Source organism: Bradyrhizobium sp. LCT2 (assembly GCF_009931255.1).
GTDB classification, from domain to species: domain Bacteria; phylum Pseudomonadota; class Alphaproteobacteria; order Rhizobiales; family Xanthobacteraceae; genus Bradyrhizobium; species Bradyrhizobium diazoefficiens.
Genome location: NZ_CP034432.1, coordinates 3192048 through 3207994, shown reverse-complemented (window position 1 = coordinate 3207994; position 15947 = coordinate 3192048). Strand labels below are relative to the sequence as shown.

The 15947-nt window shown below is 62.3% G+C and carries 16 protein-coding genes; 11 read left to right on the top strand and 5 right to left on the bottom strand.

The window, feature by feature from the left end:
* Positions 1–4: 4 nt before the first annotated feature.
* Entirely contained in the window at positions 5–1018 is a 1014-nt protein-coding gene (locus tag EI171_RS15605) for a sugar ABC transporter substrate-binding protein (RefSeq protein WP_161533792.1), read from the bottom strand.
* A 38-nt stretch (positions 1019–1056) separates the two neighbouring features.
* On the bottom strand, positions 1057–2055 hold the full coding sequence (locus tag EI171_RS15600) for an ABC transporter permease (RefSeq protein WP_161533791.1): 999 nt from the start codon (positions 2053–2055) through the stop codon (positions 1057–1059).
* Positions 2056–2433: 378 nt separating this feature from the next.
* Between EI171_RS15600 and EI171_RS15595 the strand changes: the two genes are divergently transcribed.
* Positions 2434–2943: a hypothetical protein gene (locus EI171_RS15595; protein WP_060908509.1), complete on the top strand. Its 510-nt coding sequence runs from the start codon at positions 2434–2436 to the stop codon at positions 2941–2943.
* Positions 2944–3085: 142 nt separating this feature from the next.
* Here the strand turns inward: EI171_RS15595 and EI171_RS15590 are convergent, their stop codons facing one another.
* Complete coding sequence (locus EI171_RS15590) at positions 3086–3586, bottom strand: Lrp/AsnC family transcriptional regulator (protein WP_011089070.1); 501 nt, start codon at positions 3584–3586, stop codon at positions 3086–3088.
* Between the two features lie 125 nt (positions 3587–3711).
* On the opposite strand from EI171_RS15590, the gene EI171_RS15585 reads away from it, so the two are divergent.
* From EI171_RS15585 to lpdA, 5 genes are read left to right on the top strand one after another with little or no spacing between them, the layout of a single operon-like run.
* Complete coding sequence (locus tag EI171_RS15585) at positions 3712–4032, top strand: hypothetical protein (protein WP_028176112.1); 321 nt, start codon at positions 3712–3714, stop codon at positions 4030–4032.
* Positions 4029–5261, top strand: coding sequence for a 3-methyl-2-oxobutanoate dehydrogenase (2-methylpropanoyl-transferring) subunit alpha (locus EI171_RS15580; protein WP_060908510.1), 1233 nt, complete (start codon positions 4029–4031; stop codon positions 5259–5261). Before EI171_RS15585 ends, EI171_RS15580 begins: the two co-directional genes overlap by 4 nt.
* A gap of 3 nt (positions 5262–5264) precedes the next feature.
* A complete protein-coding gene (locus EI171_RS15575) occupies positions 5265–6281 on the top strand; it encodes an alpha-ketoacid dehydrogenase subunit beta (RefSeq protein WP_161533790.1) in 1017 nt (338 codons plus the stop codon).
* Positions 6281–7564, top strand: a complete 1284-nt coding sequence (locus EI171_RS15570; protein ID WP_161533789.1) for a dihydrolipoamide acetyltransferase family protein — start codon at positions 6281–6283, stop codon at positions 7562–7564. The genes EI171_RS15575 and EI171_RS15570 overlap by 1 nt, the downstream gene beginning before the upstream one ends.
* Before the next feature lie 13 nt (positions 7565–7577).
* Positions 7578–8975, top strand: coding sequence for a dihydrolipoyl dehydrogenase (gene lpdA, locus EI171_RS15565; protein WP_161533788.1), 1398 nt, complete (start codon positions 7578–7580; stop codon positions 8973–8975).
* A 238-nt stretch (positions 8976–9213) separates the two neighbouring features.
* On the opposite strand, the gene EI171_RS15560 is transcribed toward lpdA, so the two are convergent.
* Both EI171_RS15560 and EI171_RS44755 read right to left on the bottom strand, forming a co-directional pair.
* Positions 9214–9555: a hypothetical protein gene (locus EI171_RS15560; RefSeq protein WP_161533787.1), complete on the bottom strand. Its 342-nt coding sequence runs from the start codon at positions 9553–9555 to the stop codon at positions 9214–9216.
* Between the two features lie 5 nt (positions 9556–9560).
* The gene (locus EI171_RS44755) at positions 9561–10388 is read right to left on the bottom strand and encodes a hypothetical protein (RefSeq protein ID WP_202633246.1); all 828 of its coding nucleotides are present in this window, start codon (positions 10386–10388) and stop codon (positions 9561–9563) included.
* Between the two features lie 158 nt (positions 10389–10546).
* Between EI171_RS44755 and EI171_RS15555 the strand changes: the two genes are divergently transcribed.
* From EI171_RS15555 to EI171_RS15535, 5 genes are read left to right on the top strand one after another with little or no spacing between them, the layout of a single operon-like run.
* Complete coding sequence (locus EI171_RS15555) at positions 10547–10867, top strand: helix-turn-helix domain-containing protein (protein WP_161537010.1); 321 nt, start codon at positions 10547–10549, stop codon at positions 10865–10867.
* Positions 10867–12882 (top strand): hydrogenase 4 subunit B, encoded by a 2016-nt coding sequence (gene hyfB, locus EI171_RS15550; protein ID WP_027548290.1) that lies wholly within the window; start codon positions 10867–10869, stop codon positions 12880–12882. The genes EI171_RS15555 and hyfB overlap by 1 nt, the downstream gene beginning before the upstream one ends.
* Entirely contained in the window at positions 12873–13829 is a 957-nt protein-coding gene (locus EI171_RS15545; RefSeq protein ID WP_028176117.1) for a respiratory chain complex I subunit 1 family protein, read from the top strand. Before hyfB ends, EI171_RS15545 begins: the two co-directional genes overlap by 10 nt.
* Positions 13830–13834: 5 nt before the next feature.
* Positions 13835–14497: a hydrogenase-4 component E gene (locus EI171_RS15540; RefSeq protein ID WP_027548289.1), complete on the top strand. Its 663-nt coding sequence runs from the start codon at positions 13835–13837 to the stop codon at positions 14495–14497.
* The gene (locus EI171_RS15535) at positions 14494–15945 is read left to right on the top strand and encodes a hydrogenase 4 subunit F (RefSeq protein WP_161533786.1); all 1452 of its coding nucleotides are present in this window, start codon (positions 14494–14496) and stop codon (positions 15943–15945) included. Before EI171_RS15540 ends, EI171_RS15535 begins: the two co-directional genes overlap by 4 nt.
* Positions 15946–15947 lie beyond the last annotated feature (2 nt).

Below are 15947 nucleotides of genomic sequence, written 5' to 3'. Positions count from 1 at the left end.
CCTCTTACTTGAGCTCGTCGAGCGTCCAGCAGTTGCGGCCGGTCGCATTGTTCTTGTCGACCCGCGTCACCGGCCCGAAGAACACGTCCTTGACGGCAGCCGCCTTGCGGTTGCCTTGCAGCAGCTCGGATATCTGGCCTGCCGCGATCTCGCCCTGGATGTCGGCATGGAAGTTATAGACGACGGTCAGGAGCCCTTTCTTGATGCTGTCGCAACCGGTCTGGCTTCCTGCGCCATTCGTGACGATCGTGACCTGCCCGGTCTTGCCTGCGGCTGCCACGGCTGCTCCGGCGCCTACCTCGGCGTTGTCCCAGATGCCCATCACGCCGCAGAGATCGGGATGCTGCTGGAGAACCGTCGCAGTGATCTGGCGCGCCTTGTCGGAGTCGTAATTGGCGGCCTGATCGGAGACGAGCTGAAGGTCGGGATTGGCGGCCAGCACCTCGTTGATGCCCTGGCGCATGTAGATGTTGGCCGCACCGGTCTCCACCCCGGCGAGCCAGACGACCTTGGTGGACGGGCCCTTGCCCTTGGCGCACGCCTTGGCGAGTTCGCCCATCTCGATCCGGCCCATCTCGATCCAATCGTTTCCCACATACGAATCCGTCTGGGTCGCCGACTGCATGTTGACCTGAAGCACCGGAATTCCAGCCTCCTGAGCCTGCTTCAACTGGCGCGCATAAGTCTGCACGTCCGGATTCTGCACAATCAGCAGATCAGGTTTCTCGGCGATCGCGCCGGTTAGCGCGCGAATGCCCGCCTCTGTATTCATGTTGGGATCGCGCACTTCGAGCGTGAAGCCATAGCGTTGAGCATGCCGCTGCCATACCGTCACCCAGGCCTGGTTGAGGTCGAAGCCCTGGGAGATCGGAACGAAGATCACCTTCTTGCCCTTGAGGGCCTTCAGATATGCCTCTCTGCCGACCTGCTGCACCTCGGCGCCGATGCCCGGCGCAGCCGCTGCAAGGCCCCCGAGCACGAGGCCCGTCAACAGCAATTTTCGCAGAACTGAAACCATGATGTCCTCCCGGTTTGTAATCGCTTGAGGCGTTCGCCCTAGATATCGCCACTCTGCGAGGTCTGTTCGTCGCGCGGATTGAGCAGCGCATCGATCGCCAGAGCGCCAAGCAGGATCACGCCCTTGATGAGGTTCTGGGCCGTGAAGCTGATGTTGAGGATCGTCATGCCGTTGGTGAGAACGCCGACAAGGATCGTGCCCACGATCACATTGCGGACACCGCCCTGCCCACCGCTAAGGCCAATGCCACCAAGCACAACGACGAGAAGCACATCGTAGATCAGCGTCGAGTTGTACAAGCGCGTGTTGATGCCGGAGACCACCGCGCACATCAGGATGCCCGACAGAAACGCAATCAGGGCGCTGGCGGCATATTGCGAGATGATGACCGGCCGGGCCGGCAATCCCATGGTGCGCGCGGCGAAAGGATTGTCGCCGGTCGCGTAGATGAACCGCCCGAAGCGGGTCTTCCGCAGGAACAGGGCCACGAGTCCAGCCAGCACCGCCGCCACGCAGACCGAGACGGGAACGCCGGCGATCGTCCCTGTTCCGAGGAACGTGAACCAGCCGTGCCCCGTCGGAGCATAGACCACGTCCGACTTGAAGACGATTCGCCCCGCGCCGTAGACCACCGATGCGAGGCCGAGGGTCGCAAAGATCGGCGGCACGTCCGCCACCGCGACGAGCGTTCCGGTGCCGACGCCGACGAGGATGACGAGCAGCCCGCCAACCACCAGTGCCCAGCCAAACGGCAGGCCGGTGGTCGACAGCCAGATGCTGAACGCAACGCCGATCACCATCACCGCGATCATGGTCAGGTCGATGCCGCGCCCGACGACGACCAGCGCCATGCCGACCGCAAGGATGCCGAGCGTCGCGACGTTGTTCAGCAGCGTAAGGATGTTCCCGGCGGTGAGAAACCTGGGCAGGAAGATCGAGAAAGCCGCGATCAGGACGAGCGTGATGCAGAAGATGACCTCCTCCTGCGTCAGCCTGAACGATGGAATTCCACGCACCAGATGCTCCGTGCGGCTCATGTTCCGGTCAACCGTTTCCGGCTTCGGAGGCGCGACCGGGCCGAGCCCTCGCGCAGGATTGACTGCTCGCGATCATCGTTGTTTCCCCGCCTGCAATAGGCTCTTCTTGGTGGGCAAGATGAGCGAGGTCTCCCCGCCTCATGCAAGGCGCTTTTTCTGACCCCCTGTTTCGTTTTTCTGATCCTCCGGCATTTTGACGCTCACACCGGCAGTGTCGTCGAGATCTCGGCCGTTGAGAAAAACTGACACCCCCGTCAGAAATACTGCGCTTCGCCGGCATTGCCTCGGCGCTTCGCCTACTTGAAGATCGAAACGCGATCGGCGCCTCGACCAATCACAACGAAACAGAGCCGATTTCACCTGACAGGGAGGTAAAGTATGAAATTTCGTAGACTGCTCGCGCTCGCGGGTGTGTTTTTTGGCATGAGCACCGTTGCGCTCGCTCAAACTCAGGCCGACGATGAGTGCCTGAATCCCGGAAACGACGAACTCTTGAAGCAGGGATGCTCCTATCTCGACGAGTTCATGAAGGCGTTCAACTCGCGAGACGCGGAAGCCTGGGCCAAGACGGTCCATTATCCGCACATCCGGATCGCCGCCGGCCAGGTTCAGATCTGGAACACGCCGGAAGAATATGCGCAATCGAACGACGCGAAGCAGTTGGCGCAGGCCTCGACCTGGGCGCGTTCGGCATGGACGTATCGCAAGCTCGTGCAAGAATCCGACGACAAGCTGCACTTCATCACGCGGTTCACGCGCTATGACGCCAACGACAAGCCGATATTGTCGGCCGATTCCTTCTATGTGATCGTCAAGAAGGATGGGCGATGGGGCGCCCTGGTGCGATCGAGCTATGTCGGCATCATCGGCAAGAAGACCGCGTTCTGATGCTCCGCTGGCTTCCGCTCGAACACGGGAGCTGGCGTCGAACCGAATGCTCCTGGCTTAGGCGCGCGGCGCCACGAGCATCTTTCGTCGGGCTCCCGATCGCGGGAGCCCGCCCCTTAGGGGCCGTTCGAAACAGCCGCGCTTACGGCGGACCGGCCTTGGAGGGATCGATCGAAATCTGGCGCTTCAGGGTGCGCAGGCCGAATGTCGTTCGCGACTGCCGAATACCCGGTATCCTGTACAACGACTGTCGCAGGAAGCGCTCGTAGTGATCGGTGTCTCGCACGACGACCTTGATGAGATAGTCGTAATCGCCGGTCACCAGGTAGGCCTCCATCACCTCCGGAATCCGCGACAGGGCAGTACCGAAGCGATCGAGCACCTTATCGTCATGCTTGTCCAGCGTGATCTCGACGAAGGCGATGTTGTTGTATCCGAGATTGGCGTGATTGAGCACCGCGACATATTTCTCGATCGCTCCGTTTTCCTCCAGGCGCTTCACTCTGGTCCAGCATGGAGAACTCGAGAGCCCGACCTGCTCCGCCAGCGCACTCGTCGTCAAGCGGCCGTTCTCGCAAAGCGCAGAGAGAATCCGGCGATCCAGATGATCGAGATCCTCGACGGGGCTGCGCTTGGAGGGCATGGGTCAATCCTTCTGTCTTTTTGCATTCCGGCGGGAAACTTTTCCGCGATTCCGGCCAATACACCGGAATTTTGGGAAATTTTCTCGAACCAGAAGATTATCATTGTGCGGCGGGAGAACATGACATGCAACCTCAACAGCGCCGATCCGTCAGCGTGATCGCCACCACATCCGACCCCTTTGACGGGATCGTTCGGCTCGTCCTCGACGCGGCGCGGTTCGGCTTCGGCCTCGACCAGGTCGCGATGACGACCTGCCCCGGTGGCGGCCGGACGATACGGATGGTCCTTGAAGTCCAGCCGTCGGCCGATTGCGCTGACATCGCGGAACGGCTGTCGCGCCATCCGGCGATCACGGACCTTCGCGTCGTGGGGCTCGCGCGCGAGGAATCCGGTCGGCCAGGCGTTGTCTCTGCAGAACCGGCAAACGAGCGGATGCTTCCATGAACAGCCCCACGCCACTTCGCTTTCACGTTCCGGAGCCTGCAAGCCGTCCGGGGGGCAAGCCGGATTTCTCCGGCGTCTCGATTCCGAAGGCGGGCTCGGTCCGGCGTCCGCCGGTCGACGTGCTCCCTGAGGAGATTCGTGACCTCGCCTACTCGATCATCCGCGTGCTCAATCACGAGGGCCGGGCAATCGGGCCATGGGTGCCGGACCTCTCCCTGGACGAACTGGTCGCCGGCCTGCGCCACATGATGACCCTGCGCACGTTCGACGCGCGCATGCAGATGGCGCAACGTCAGGGCAAGACGTCTTTCTACATGCAGCACACCGGCGAGGAAGCGGTGAGCTGCGCGTTCCGCATCGCGCTCGGCCCCGACGACATGAACTTCCCGACCTACCGTCAGGCCGGCCTGCTGATCGCGCATGACTATCCGCTCGTCGACATGATGTGTCAGATCTATTCCAATGAGCATGATCCGCTAAAGGGCCGGCAATTGCCCGTGATGTACTCCTCGAAAAAGCACGGCTTCTTTTCGATTTCGGGCAACCTCGCCACGCAGTTCGTCCAGGCGGTCGGCTGGGCCATGGCGTCGGCGATCAAGCGCGACAACCGCATTGCCGCCGCCTGGATCGGCGACGGCTCGACGGCGGAATCGGATTTCCATGCGGCGCTTGTCTTCGCCTCGACCTACAAGGCGCCGGTCGTCCTCAACGTGGTCAACAACCAGTGGGCCATCTCGACCTTCCAGGGCATCGCGCGTGGCGGCTCGGGCACCTTCGCGGCGCGCGGCCTCGGCTTCGGCATCCCCGCGCTCAGGGTTGACGGCAACGACTATCTCGCGACCTATGCCGTCGCAAAATGGGCGATCGAGCGGGCGCGGCTCAACCTCGGGCCAACACTGATCGAATACGTCACTTACCGCGCCGGCGCGCATTCGACGTCGGATGATCCTTCCGCCTACCGGCCGAAGCACGAATCCGAGGAGTGGCCGCTGGGCGATCCCGTGATCCGGCTCAAGCAGCATCTCATCGCAGCCGGCGCCTGGTCGGAAGAGCGCCACAAGCAGACCGAGGCCGAGATTCTTGCCACCGTCATCGCCGCGCAGAAGGAAGCCGAGACCTTCGGCACCCTGCATTCCGGCGGCAAGCCCTCGGCGCGCGATATCTTCGAGGATGTCTATGCCGAGCTACCGCCGCATCTGCGTCGGCAGCGCCAGCAGATCGGAGTCTGAGCCATGCCGCGCATGACGATGATCGAGGCAATCCGCTCGGGGCTCGACGTCTCGATGGCTCGCAACGACGACGTCGTGGTCTATGGCGAGGACGTCGGTTTTTTCGGCGGCGTGTTCCGCTGCACGCAGGGCCTGCAGCAGAAGTACGGCGTCTCGCGCTGTTTCGATGCGCCGATCAGCGAATGCGGCATCGTCGGCACCGCGATCGGCATGGCCGCTTATGGACTGCGCCCCTGCGTCGAGCTTCAGTTCGCCGATTACATGTATCCGGCCTACGACCAGATCGTCTCGGAGGCAGCTCGCCTGCGCTATCGTTCGGCTGGCGACTTCACCTGCCCCCTCGTCATCCGCATGCCGACCGGCGGAGGCATTTTCGGTGGACAGACCCACAGCCAGAGCCCCGAGGCACTCTTCACCCATGTCGCGGGACTGAAGACCGTAGTGCCGTCCAATCCCCATGATGCGAAGGGCCTTCTGATCGCGGCCATCGAGGATCCGGATCCCGTCATCTTTCTGGAGCCAAAGCGGCTCTACAACGGCCCGTTCGACGGTCATCACGATCGCCCGGTCACCGCATGGGCCAAACATGAGCTCTCCGAAGTGCCGGAGGGACACTACACCACGCCGCTCGGCAAGGCGGTGACGCGGCGCGCCGGAGAGGCCGTCACCGTCCTGACGTACGGCACCATGGTTCACGTCGCGCTGGCGGCGGTCGAGGAGACGGGCGTCGATGCCGAGGTGATCGACCTGCGCACTCTGCTTCCGCTCGATCTCGAGACGATCATCGCTTCCGTCGCCAGGACCGGCCGCTGCATCGTGCTGCACGAAGCAACCCTGACCTCCGGCTTCGGCGCGGAGCTCACGGCGCTGGTGCAGGAGCACTGCTTCTATCATCTCGAATCGCCGGTGATGCGCGTCACCGGCTGGGACACGCCCTACCCGCATGCCCAGGAATGGGACTATTTCCCCGGTCCTATCAGGCTCGGGCAAGCGCTGCGCGACCTCATGGAGACACGCTGATGGGTGAGCGCAGCGTCAAGCTTCCGGATATCGGGGAAGGCATCGCCGAAGCAGAACTCGTCGAGTGGCACGTCAAGGAGGGCGATCTTGTTCGCGAGGACGACCTGCTCGCCACCGTGATGACCGACAAGGCCTCGGTCGAGATTCCCTCGCCGCTCGCGGGCGAGGTCAGCTGGATCGGCGCCCGGATTGGCGATGCGGTGGCGATCGGCTCGACGCTCGTGAAGCTCAAGGTCGCAGGCGATGATGCCTCGGAGCCGGCAGACGAGGCACCGACGGAAGACGTCGCCACACCATCGGCCGCGACGAACGCCGAAACCCCGGATGCTGTGCCAACGCCCCCTGCCCGCATCCGCCCCGCGGCCATCGAGGCCCGGCCGGCGACCACATCTGCGGTCCGCCGGACGCCGGGCGAGAAGCCGCTGGCCTCGCCCGCCATACGCCTCAAGGCGCGGGAAGCCGGCATCGACCTGCGCCAGGTCCACGGTACAGGCCCCGCCGGACGCATCACCCACGAGGACATCGACGCCTTCCTGTCGCGCGGGCCGGCGCCGGCCCATGGTCGCGGCATGGCTCCGAAGACCGCCGTCACCGACGTCAAGGTGGTGGGCTTGCGCCGCCGCATTGCCGAGAAGATGGCGCTCTCGAAGTCTCGCATCCCGCACATCACCATCATCGAGGAGGTCAACGTCTCGCCGCTGGAGGATCTGCGCGCGACGCTGAACAGGAAACCCGCGCCGGAGCACCCGAAGCTCACGCTGCTGCCGTTCCTGATGCGGGCGATGGTCAAGGCGCTTACCGAGCAGCCCGCGCTCAACGCACTCTATGACGACGAGGCCGGCATCGTCCACGAGCATGCCGGCATCCATATCGGCATCGCAACCCAGACTCCGTCAGGCCTCGTCGTGCCCGTGGTGAAGCATGCGGAGGCGCGCGACCTCCGGGACTGCAGCATCGAGCTGAACCGTCTCGCGCAGCGCGCCCGCGAGGGCACCGCGACGCGCGAGGAGCTGACCGGCTCGACAATCACCATCACCTCGCTCGGCGCGCTCGGCGGCCTTGCGACCACGCCGGTGATCAATCATCCCGAGGTCGCCATCGTCGGCGTCAACAAGATCGCGATACGTCCAGTCTGGGACGGCACGCAGTTCGTGCCATGCAAGATGATGAACCTCTCCTGCAGCTTCGATCACCGCGTCATCGACGGATGGGACGCCGCCGTCTTCGTGCAGAGGCTCAAGGAGCTGCTGGAGAACCCGGCGACGATCTTCGTCGACCCCTAAGGCAGAGCAAGCAATGACCGAAATCACCTGTCAGCTCCTCGTAGTCGGTGCCGGGCCCGGCGGCTATGTGTGCGCGATCCGCGCCGGCCAGCTCGGCCTCGACACCGTTCTCGTCGAACGCGGCAAGCTCGGCGGAAGCTGCCTGAACGTCGGCTGCATTCCTTCGAAGGCGATGATTCATGTTGCCGAGGAATTCGAGAAGCTGGCGGAGGCAGCTGATGGCAAGACCCCCTTTGGCCTGACGGCGGCGCAACCTGCTCTCGACTTCAAGCAGGCGATCGCCTGGAAGGACGGTATCGTTCATCGGCTGAACAACGGCGTCGCTGCGCTGCTCCGCAAGGCCAAGGTCAAGATCGTCCAGGGCCATGGACGCTTCCGCGACGGCAAGACGATCGTCGTCGAGACCGAGACCGGCCCGAAGACGATCAAGGCCGAGACGGTGGTGATCGCGACCGGCTCGGCTCCTGTCGAGCTGCCGACCCTGCCGTTCGGCGGCAGGGTCATCTCCTCGACCGGTGCACTCTCGCTCGCGGAGGTGCCAAAATCCCTCGTTGTCGTCGGCGGCGGCTATATCGGGCTCGAGCTCGGGACCGCCTTCGCCAAGCTGGGGAGCAAGGTTGCCGTGGTGGAAGCCCAGAACAACATCCTGCCGCTCTACGACGTCGAGTTGACGGCTCCGATCGCCAGACGCTTGACCGCGCTCGGCGTCGAGGTGCTGACCGGTGCCCGGGCGCTCGGCCTGACCGCTCAGGGCGACGGATTGCGCGTCGAGACGCCCGATGGCCAGGAGCGCAGCCTGACGGCTGACAAGATTCTCGTCACGGTCGGGCGCACGCCGGTCACCGAGGTATTGGGGCTGGAGCAACTCGTCCTCGACATGGATGGTTGCTTCATCCGTATCGGCCAGCATTGCGAGACCTCGATGCGCGGCATCTACGCGATCGGCGATGTCACGGGAGAGCCGATGCTGGCCCATCGCGCCATGGCGCAGGGCGAGATGGTGGCGGAAATCGCAGCCGGCATGCCACGCGCGTGGGACAAGCGCTGCATCCCGGCGATCTGCTTCACCGATCCTGAGATCGTCTCCGCGGGCTTGTCACCGGACGAGGCTCGCCGGGCCGGCATCAACATCAAGGTTGGACAATTTCCCTTTGCAGCCAATGGCCGCGCGATGACGCGCCATAGCGAGCCCGGCTTTGTGCGCGTCGTCGCCAGGGCCGACAATCAACGCGTTCTCGGTATCCAGGCGGTTGGACAGGGCGTCTCGGAGCTTTCTGCCGCATTCGGCCTGGCGATCGAGATGGGCGCGGTCCTGCAGGACATCGCCGGCACGATCCACGCGCATCCCACGCTGGGCGAAGCAATTCAGGAAGCGGCCTTCAAGGCACTCGGCCACGCGATCCACGTCTAGGCCGTCGCGAGACGAACAGCACGTAGGCGCCTCTAGCGAAGAACGTCCGCGGGATCGCCGTCAAAGTGATGTTGACCGAGCTTGCTCAGAGCGCTTCGGTCTTGCCGCATAAGGATTCTTTCCCGTCGAGCCAATGAGGGGAGACAGAGTCGGTGGAAAACGGCTGGCCGACCTTCCGGCCGACCACAACGCCGCGCCCACGGCGCAACGTCATATGCGCGAGGCCCGGTCCAGCATCTCACCGCGGCACTAAGGAGATATCAACCGACGGGCGCAGTTCGGCGCAGACCGCAAGCACCTCGTGGATATCGCTGGCGAGAAACTTGTCGAACGGAGTGTTGTCGCCTACCGAGGCCCCCCCGATTATGGGGAAGGCCTGTTGCTTCAGAATATAATCAAAACGCGACGCCCACTTGCGGGCGCCGAGCCGCGCCGTGGTCGAGCAATTGTCGACCATGTATGACACGCCGTTATGGCTCATATAGGGATTGAGCGAGTCGACCGCCTCGATGATTGATTCATTTGCGATCTCCGAATACGGATGGCCGTGATCCTTTAGCACATCGACCTGCGCCATCATGCAGGCTAGATAGACACCGGCGGTTTCCGGATTGACTGCTGCTGGTCGATCTTGAGCAGAACGACGGCTTCGCCGCCCTCCAATTCGGCGAGCGCAGGCAATGGGACCTTGTGAAGCGCCTCAGTGGCCGCAGGCTTCACCTTGGCGACGATCTTCAGCCGCCTGGCGATCCGGGCGAGGTCCTCAAGCTGGTATCGCTCGCCCGGCGAGCCATGGTCGTGAGCGATCTGACCAGCGTCGGCCGGGACGCCAAGGAATTTGGCTACCAGAATGAAGGAAAGCAGCGACGCCGGAAGATCAGGATCATTGCCGCTCGTTATGTCTGCAGTCTCGTCAGGCGCTTTCGCAATCGCAATGGTCATGACCCAGACTTCACACCCAGCCAGAACAGCCTGAATCCCAACCGGGAACCATGCAGGATTTGCCTGGTCCCGCGACTCGCGCAACAGATTGAGACAACAACTTAACCACGGATAACACGATCGCTTACATCTAACGTTGTTCAATGGGCAAGCCAAGCCCTCGTTCGTCGCCCCCGACGAAGGTCGAGGTGGCCATACGATCGGTCCGGCGGCGTGGTGGAGGCGCGGCAACGCGAATGTCGAGGTCAGGAACAATCGCGACGATACGCGGCGACCTGCATCGATCGTCCGGGCCATTGCGGGCCCGAGCCGTTCGACGACAGTATCGCTGCGGGTCGCAAACACCTTGTGATGCAGGCGGTCGTCAGGCCCGCCCCCGACGGCGCCCTGAGTGGCGCGCAAACCGGCACCGCCCGCGACGACAACCTCAAACGTATGGTCGATGAGCTCGCACGCGGGTGCCGAACTCATATTGGCTCCCGACGCATCAGGATTGGATGCCGACAGCCCGCGATGACATTTCGTTTAGATTAGATGTTTTAACTATCATATATTGACATTATAACATGACTAGTTACGATAGAAGGATGACGTTTGGTGTTCGTTCGAATCGGGTGGTGGGGCGATCGATGATCACAGCGGCTCAATTGCGGGCGGCCAGGGTGCTCCTCGGCATCGATCAGCGACGGCTCGCAGAACTGTCCGGGCTTTCAGTGCCAACGATCCAGCGCATGGAGGCGAGTGAGGCCATGGTTCGGGGCAATGTCGATTCGCTGGTGAAGCTGATTACAGCTCTCGACACCGCCGGCATTGAGTTGATCGACGAAGGGGCTGTCAGTAGCGCCGAGGGGCGCGGGGTGCGGCTGAAAGTCAATTCCGGATCGGCAAAAATCTATTTGAGCAATCAGATAGAGAACAAAGCATCAAGCGGAATGAAGGCGCGCAGGTAATGTCGGCTGTCGTTTTGCAAATGCTGTGTGTTGCCGGAATGCTTGGATCGGCAGTTCTGGCGATTGTTCTGAGCCGCTCAACGATCGCCACGACCATCATCTACGGCGCGACATTAGCCGCGTCTGCGATTGCGTTGATAGGATCCATTCACTGGTTGCTGGGCGATACCGCGAACGCCGCCGATCTGATTCTGCCAATCGGATTGCCGTGGCTTGGCGCCCATTTCCGCCTCGACGGACTGGCTTCGTTCTTTCTCGTCGTCGTCAATCTCGGAGGGGCATCGGCAAGCCTCTATGGTCTCGGCTACGGTCATCATGAGGAGGCGCCGCAGCGCGTGTTGCCCTTCTTCCCCGCCTTTCTGGCAGGAATGAATCTTGTGGTGCTGGCGGGTGATGCGTTTTCTTATCTGCTTTGTTGGGAATTCATGTCGCTCGCGTCCTGGGCGCTCGTCATGGCGCACCATCGTGAACCGGGCAACGCGAAAGCCGGTTACGTCTACCTCGTCATGGCGAGCTTCGGCACGCTCGCCCTGCTGCTAGCCTTCGGCCTCTTGGCGGGGCCGGCGGGAGACTACGAATTTGCCGCCATTCGCACGGCTCAACATACGCCCTACGTGGCCACGTTGGTGTTGATCCTGATGTTGCTCGGCGCCGGTTCAAAGGCCGGCCTGGTGCCGCTGCACGTCTGGCTGCCGCTCGCGCATCCCGCGGCGCCGAGCCACGTCTCGGCGCTGATGAGCGGCGTCATGACCAAGGTCGCGATCTACGGCTTCATTCGCGTGGTATTCGATCTCCTGGGACAGCCGAGCTGGTGGGCGAGTGTGATCGTGCTTTCTCTTGGCGGCCTCACTGCCGTAATGGGGATCTTGTATGCGATGATGGAAAAGGACCTCAAGCGCCTGCTCGCCTACAGTACGATCGAAAATGTCGGCGTCATCTTCGCAAGCCTCGGCCTTGCATTGGCCTTCCAGGCCAACGGCCTGAAACTACAGGCCGCGCTCGCGTTTGCGGCGGCTCTGTTTCACGTTCTCAATCACTCCTTCTTCAAGAGTCTGCTTTTCTTCGGCGCCGGCGCCGTGCTGACCGCGACCGGCGAACGGGACATGGACAAGCTGGGTGGCCTCATTCATCGCATGCCGTACACAAGCTTCGCCGTTCTCGTCGGCTGTGTCTCGATCTCAGCGCTTCCGCCCTTCAACGGTTTCGTCTCGGAATGGCTCATGTTCCAGGCTGTATTGCAGAGCCCGGAGTTGCCGCAATGGGCGCTGAAGATCACCGTGCCTGCGGTCGGAGCTCTATTGGCCTTGGCGGCTGCGTTGGCAGCGGCGTGTTTCGTGAAGGCCTACGGCGTGACCTTTCTCGGGCGTCCGCGCGGCGTGGCGGCGGAAACCGCAGAGGAAGTCGACCGCTACTCGCTTTCGGCAATGTTCATCCTCGCCGCACTTTGCTTGCTGGCCGGAATTCTGCCGGGGCTGGTGATCGACGCGCTTTCGCCGATCACGCTGCAGATCCTCGGCGGCCGCATGCCGATCCAGGCCAACGAACCCTGGCTTTCGATCGCGCCGATTGCGGAGAGTCGCAGTTCATACAACGGGCTGCTTGTTATGGTGTTCATCGCGATATCCGCTTCAGCGGCCGTCGTCTTTATTCATCGCTTTGCCTCTCGTGCCTTAAGGCGGGGGCCGGCCTGGGGCTGTGGCTTTTCCGATCCGACACCCGCGGCCCAATATTCGAGCGGAAGCTTCGCTCAGCCTATCCGCCGCGTTTTCGGTACGCTCGTGTTCCACGCCCGCGATCATGTCGAGATGCCGCCCCCCGGGGATATCAGGCCAGCGCGCCTGCGAATCGAATTGCACGATCTGATCTGGGAGCGAATGTATGAGCCGATAGCAGGCGCCGTTGGCTTCTCTGCCGATAAACTCAATCGCCTACAGTTCCTGACCATCCGGCGCTATCTCAGCCTGGTCTTTGCGACCCTCGTCACACTCCTTCTGGTTCTCGCGATATGGTCGTGATGTCGGACATTCTTGTGCAAGGCATGCAGATGCTTCTGGTGCTGCTGCTGGCGCCGCTGCTGACCGGCTTTGTGCGCAAGATGAAGGCCCGCCTGGTGCGTCGCCAGGGAGCGTCGGTCTTTCAACCGTATCTTGATCTCCTGCGATTGCTCCGCAAGGAAGTGGTGCTGGCGGACAACGCCTCCTGGCTGTTCCGCGTGACACCCTATGTAACCTTCGCCGCGATCTGGGTTGCCGCCGCCCTGGTGCCGACGTTCGCTACCGGCCTCCTCTTCAACTGGACGGCGGACTTGATTGCCATCGTGGCGCTGCTGGGAAGTGCACGCTTCTTCCTTGCGCTCGCCGGGATGGACGTCGGCACCAGTTTTGGCGGCATCGGCTCCAGCCGCGAAGTCATGATAGCGGCGCTTGCGGAGCCGGCGATGCTGCTATTTGTATTTTGCACGGCGCTGATTGCCGGCTCGACCCAACTTTCGACGGTCGCAAATTTCATGGCCTCGTCCTATGTCGGCTTACGGGTATCGCTGGGAATGGCGATGATCGCGCTCATCATGGTGGCGCTCGCGGAGAACGCGCGAATACCGGTGGACAATCCCGCAACGCACCTGGAGCTCACCATGGTGCACGAAGCGATGGTTCTCGAATATTCCGGTCGCCATCTCGCAATGATCGAATTCGGCGCCTTCCTCAAACTGTTGCTCTATGTCTCGCTGATCGCGTGCGTGTTCCTTCCCTGGAAGATAGCAGTCTTCGGTACCGGGCCGTTTTCCTATGCCATCGGCGCCGTCGCCTACCTCGTCAAGCTCGCGGTTGCCGGCTTTTTCCTCGCGCTGTTCGAGACCGCCACGGCGAAAATGCGGGTCTTTCGTGTTCCGCAATTTCTCGGTGCGGCCCTCATGCTGGGTCTGCTCGGCACCCTCCTCCTGTTCGTGTCAAAGAGCTTCTGATGCAGATGCACAGCCTCTCCTTCGACGTCTCGCACACGCTGGCCGGCGGGCTCGTCCTGATCAGCTTCATGATGCTGTACCAGGACAGGCTCTATTCGCTGCTCAACGTTTTTGCGCTTCATGCCCTGGTGCTCGCGCTGTCCGTCGCTTGGCAGGCCTTTGTCCAGGACGCGCCTCATCTTTACATCACGGCTGCAATCGCTCTCGTCTTCAAGGCGATCGTCATTCCGGTGGCGCTGCATCGCATCGTCAAGCAGCTTGGGATACATCGTGACATCGAGTCCGCCGTGGGGATCGGCCCCACCATGCTGGCCGGGATGGCACTGGTTGCCCTCTCAATGGTGCTGATGCTGCGGGTGACCGCGGAGGCCGATCCATTGGCGCGCGAGGATCTCGCTTTTGCCTTGTCGGTCGTGCTGCTCGGACTTCTGGTCATGGTAACCCGTCGCAACGCCGTCAGCCAGGTCGTCGGATTCATGTCGCTCGAGAATGGGCTGGTGCTGGCGGCAACCGGCGCCAAGGGCATGCCGCTGGTGGTTGAGATCAGCGTCGCCTTCTCGATCCTGATCGCATTCATCGTCATCGGCATCTTCCTGTTCCGGATCCGCGAACGTTTCGATTCCGTCGACGTCTCCGCGCTCGATGACTACCGGGGCGAACGGCGATGAACATAGCTTCCTTCGATTCGGTCGCAGCCATCCTGGTAATTCCGATCGGCTCGGCAGCGCTGCTCGCCGTTCTGCCGGGTTACCGGCTGACGGCCCGGTTGAACGTCGTGGCGAGCCTGGCGACATTTCTTTCGGCCCTCTCGTTGTTCGTCATCGAACGTCCGCCGCCGGGGCCGTACGTGCTCGTCGACGATCTCAACATCGTCTTCATCGTGCTCAACACCTTCGTGGGATTCACGACCAGCATCTTCAGCGCCAGCTACATCGCGCATGAACTGGAGACTGGGCGGTTGACACCGGTTTATCTGCGTTTCTACCACGCCATGTATCAGACCATGATGTTCGGCATGAACCTAGCTTTCGTGTCGAACAATATCGGGCTGATGTGGGTCGCGGTGGAAATTGCGACGCTCACCACGGTACTGATGGTCGGCATATATCGTACCCACGCCGCTCTGGAAGCGGCATGGAAATATTTCATTCTGGGGAGTGTCGGCATCGCATTCGCCCTGTTTGGTACCATCCTGGTCTATATGGCGGCGCGTCCAGTCATGGGCGAGGGGCAGGACGGCATGGTCTGGACACTTCTGATCCAACATGCCGCGAATTTCGATCCTGCGCTTCTCAACGTCGCTTTCATATTCCTGCTGCTCGGCTACGGCACCAAGGTCGGTCTGGCGCCGCTGCACGCATGGCTGCCCGACGCCCACGCCGAAGGTCCGACGCCCATATCGGCGGTACTGTCGGGGCTGCTGCTGAATGTCGCGCTCTACGCGCTATTGCGCTTCAAGATATTGCTCGCCGCCAATCCGGCGGCAATCGCTCCCGGCCCCCTGATGGTGACGATGGGCCTGATTTCGCTCCTCTTCGCCGCTTTCATGCTCTACCGCCGACGCGACATCAAACGGCTGTTCGCCTATTCCTCGATCGAGCACATGGGCATCATCGTGTTCGCGTTCGGCATGGGCGGCCCGCTCGCCAATTTCGCAGGGCTGTTGCACATGGTGATGCACAGCCTGACCAAGTCCGCGATCTTCTACGCCGTCGGGCATATATCGCAGATCAAGGGCACCCAACGAATCTCCCGGATCCGGGGCTTGACCGCGACCCATCCGGCGCTCGGCTGGGGTCTGGTAATGGGCGTCGTCGCGATCGCCGGCTTGCCGCCGCTCGGCATCTTCATGAGCGAATTCCTGGTCGTAAGCTCGACCTTCGCACGCCAGCCGCTGCTCGCGATCGTGCTGGTGTTCGGGCTGTTGTTGGCGTTTGGCGCTTTGACGTTGCGCCTGACGAGCGTCGCATTTGGCGAACCTCGAGGCAGCACCAAGTCAGCCGAGGCTTCCTACGTGCCGATGTTTGCCCATCTCTCGCTGGTTCTGATTGCGGGACTCTATCTTCCGGCGCCGCTCGTCACATGGTTCCAACACGTGGCACGCCTTCTTGGATAGTT

Excerpts from the sequence above, each read along its gene's own strand:
- EI171_RS15555 (WP_161537010.1), top strand. The coding sequence starts at position 10,547 with ATGATCACAGCGGCTCAATTGCGGGCGGCCAGGGTGCTCCTCGGCATC.
- EI171_RS15545 (WP_028176117.1), top strand. The coding sequence starts at position 12,873 with ATGGTCGTGATGTCGGACATTCTTGTGCAAGGCATGCAGATGCTTCTG.
- EI171_RS15605 (WP_161533792.1), bottom strand. The coding sequence starts at position 1,018 with ATGGTTTCAGTTCTGCGAAAATTGCTGTTGACGGGCCTCGTGCTCGGG.
- EI171_RS44755 (WP_202633246.1), bottom strand. The coding sequence starts at position 10,388 with ATGAGTTCGGCACCCGCGTGCGAGCTCATCGACCATACGTTTGAGGTT.
- EI171_RS15575 (WP_161533790.1), top strand. The coding sequence starts at position 5,265 with ATGCCGCGCATGACGATGATCGAGGCAATCCGCTCGGGGCTCGACGTC.
- EI171_RS15540 (WP_027548289.1), top strand. The coding sequence starts at position 13,835 with ATGCACAGCCTCTCCTTCGACGTCTCGCACACGCTGGCCGGCGGGCTC.
- EI171_RS15570 (WP_161533789.1), top strand. The coding sequence starts at position 6,281 with ATGGGTGAGCGCAGCGTCAAGCTTCCGGATATCGGGGAAGGCATCGCC.
- EI171_RS15595 (WP_060908509.1), top strand. The coding sequence starts at position 2,434 with ATGAAATTTCGTAGACTGCTCGCGCTCGCGGGTGTGTTTTTTGGCATG.
- EI171_RS15585 (WP_028176112.1), top strand. The coding sequence starts at position 3,712 with ATGCAACCTCAACAGCGCCGATCCGTCAGCGTGATCGCCACCACATCC.
- EI171_RS15600 (WP_161533791.1), bottom strand. The coding sequence starts at position 2,055 with ATGAGCCGCACGGAGCATCTGGTGCGTGGAATTCCATCGTTCAGGCTG.
- EI171_RS15590 (WP_011089070.1), bottom strand. The coding sequence starts at position 3,586 with ATGCCCTCCAAGCGCAGCCCCGTCGAGGATCTCGATCATCTGGATCGC.
- EI171_RS15535 (WP_161533786.1), top strand. The coding sequence starts at position 14,494 with ATGAACATAGCTTCCTTCGATTCGGTCGCAGCCATCCTGGTAATTCCG.
- EI171_RS15580 (WP_060908510.1), top strand. The coding sequence starts at position 4,029 with ATGAACAGCCCCACGCCACTTCGCTTTCACGTTCCGGAGCCTGCAAGC.
- hyfB (WP_027548290.1), top strand. The coding sequence starts at position 10,867 with ATGTCGGCTGTCGTTTTGCAAATGCTGTGTGTTGCCGGAATGCTTGGA.
- lpdA (WP_161533788.1), top strand. The coding sequence starts at position 7,578 with ATGACCGAAATCACCTGTCAGCTCCTCGTAGTCGGTGCCGGGCCCGGC.
- EI171_RS15560 (WP_161533787.1), bottom strand. The coding sequence starts at position 9,555 with ATGATGGCGCAGGTCGATGTGCTAAAGGATCACGGCCATCCGTATTCG.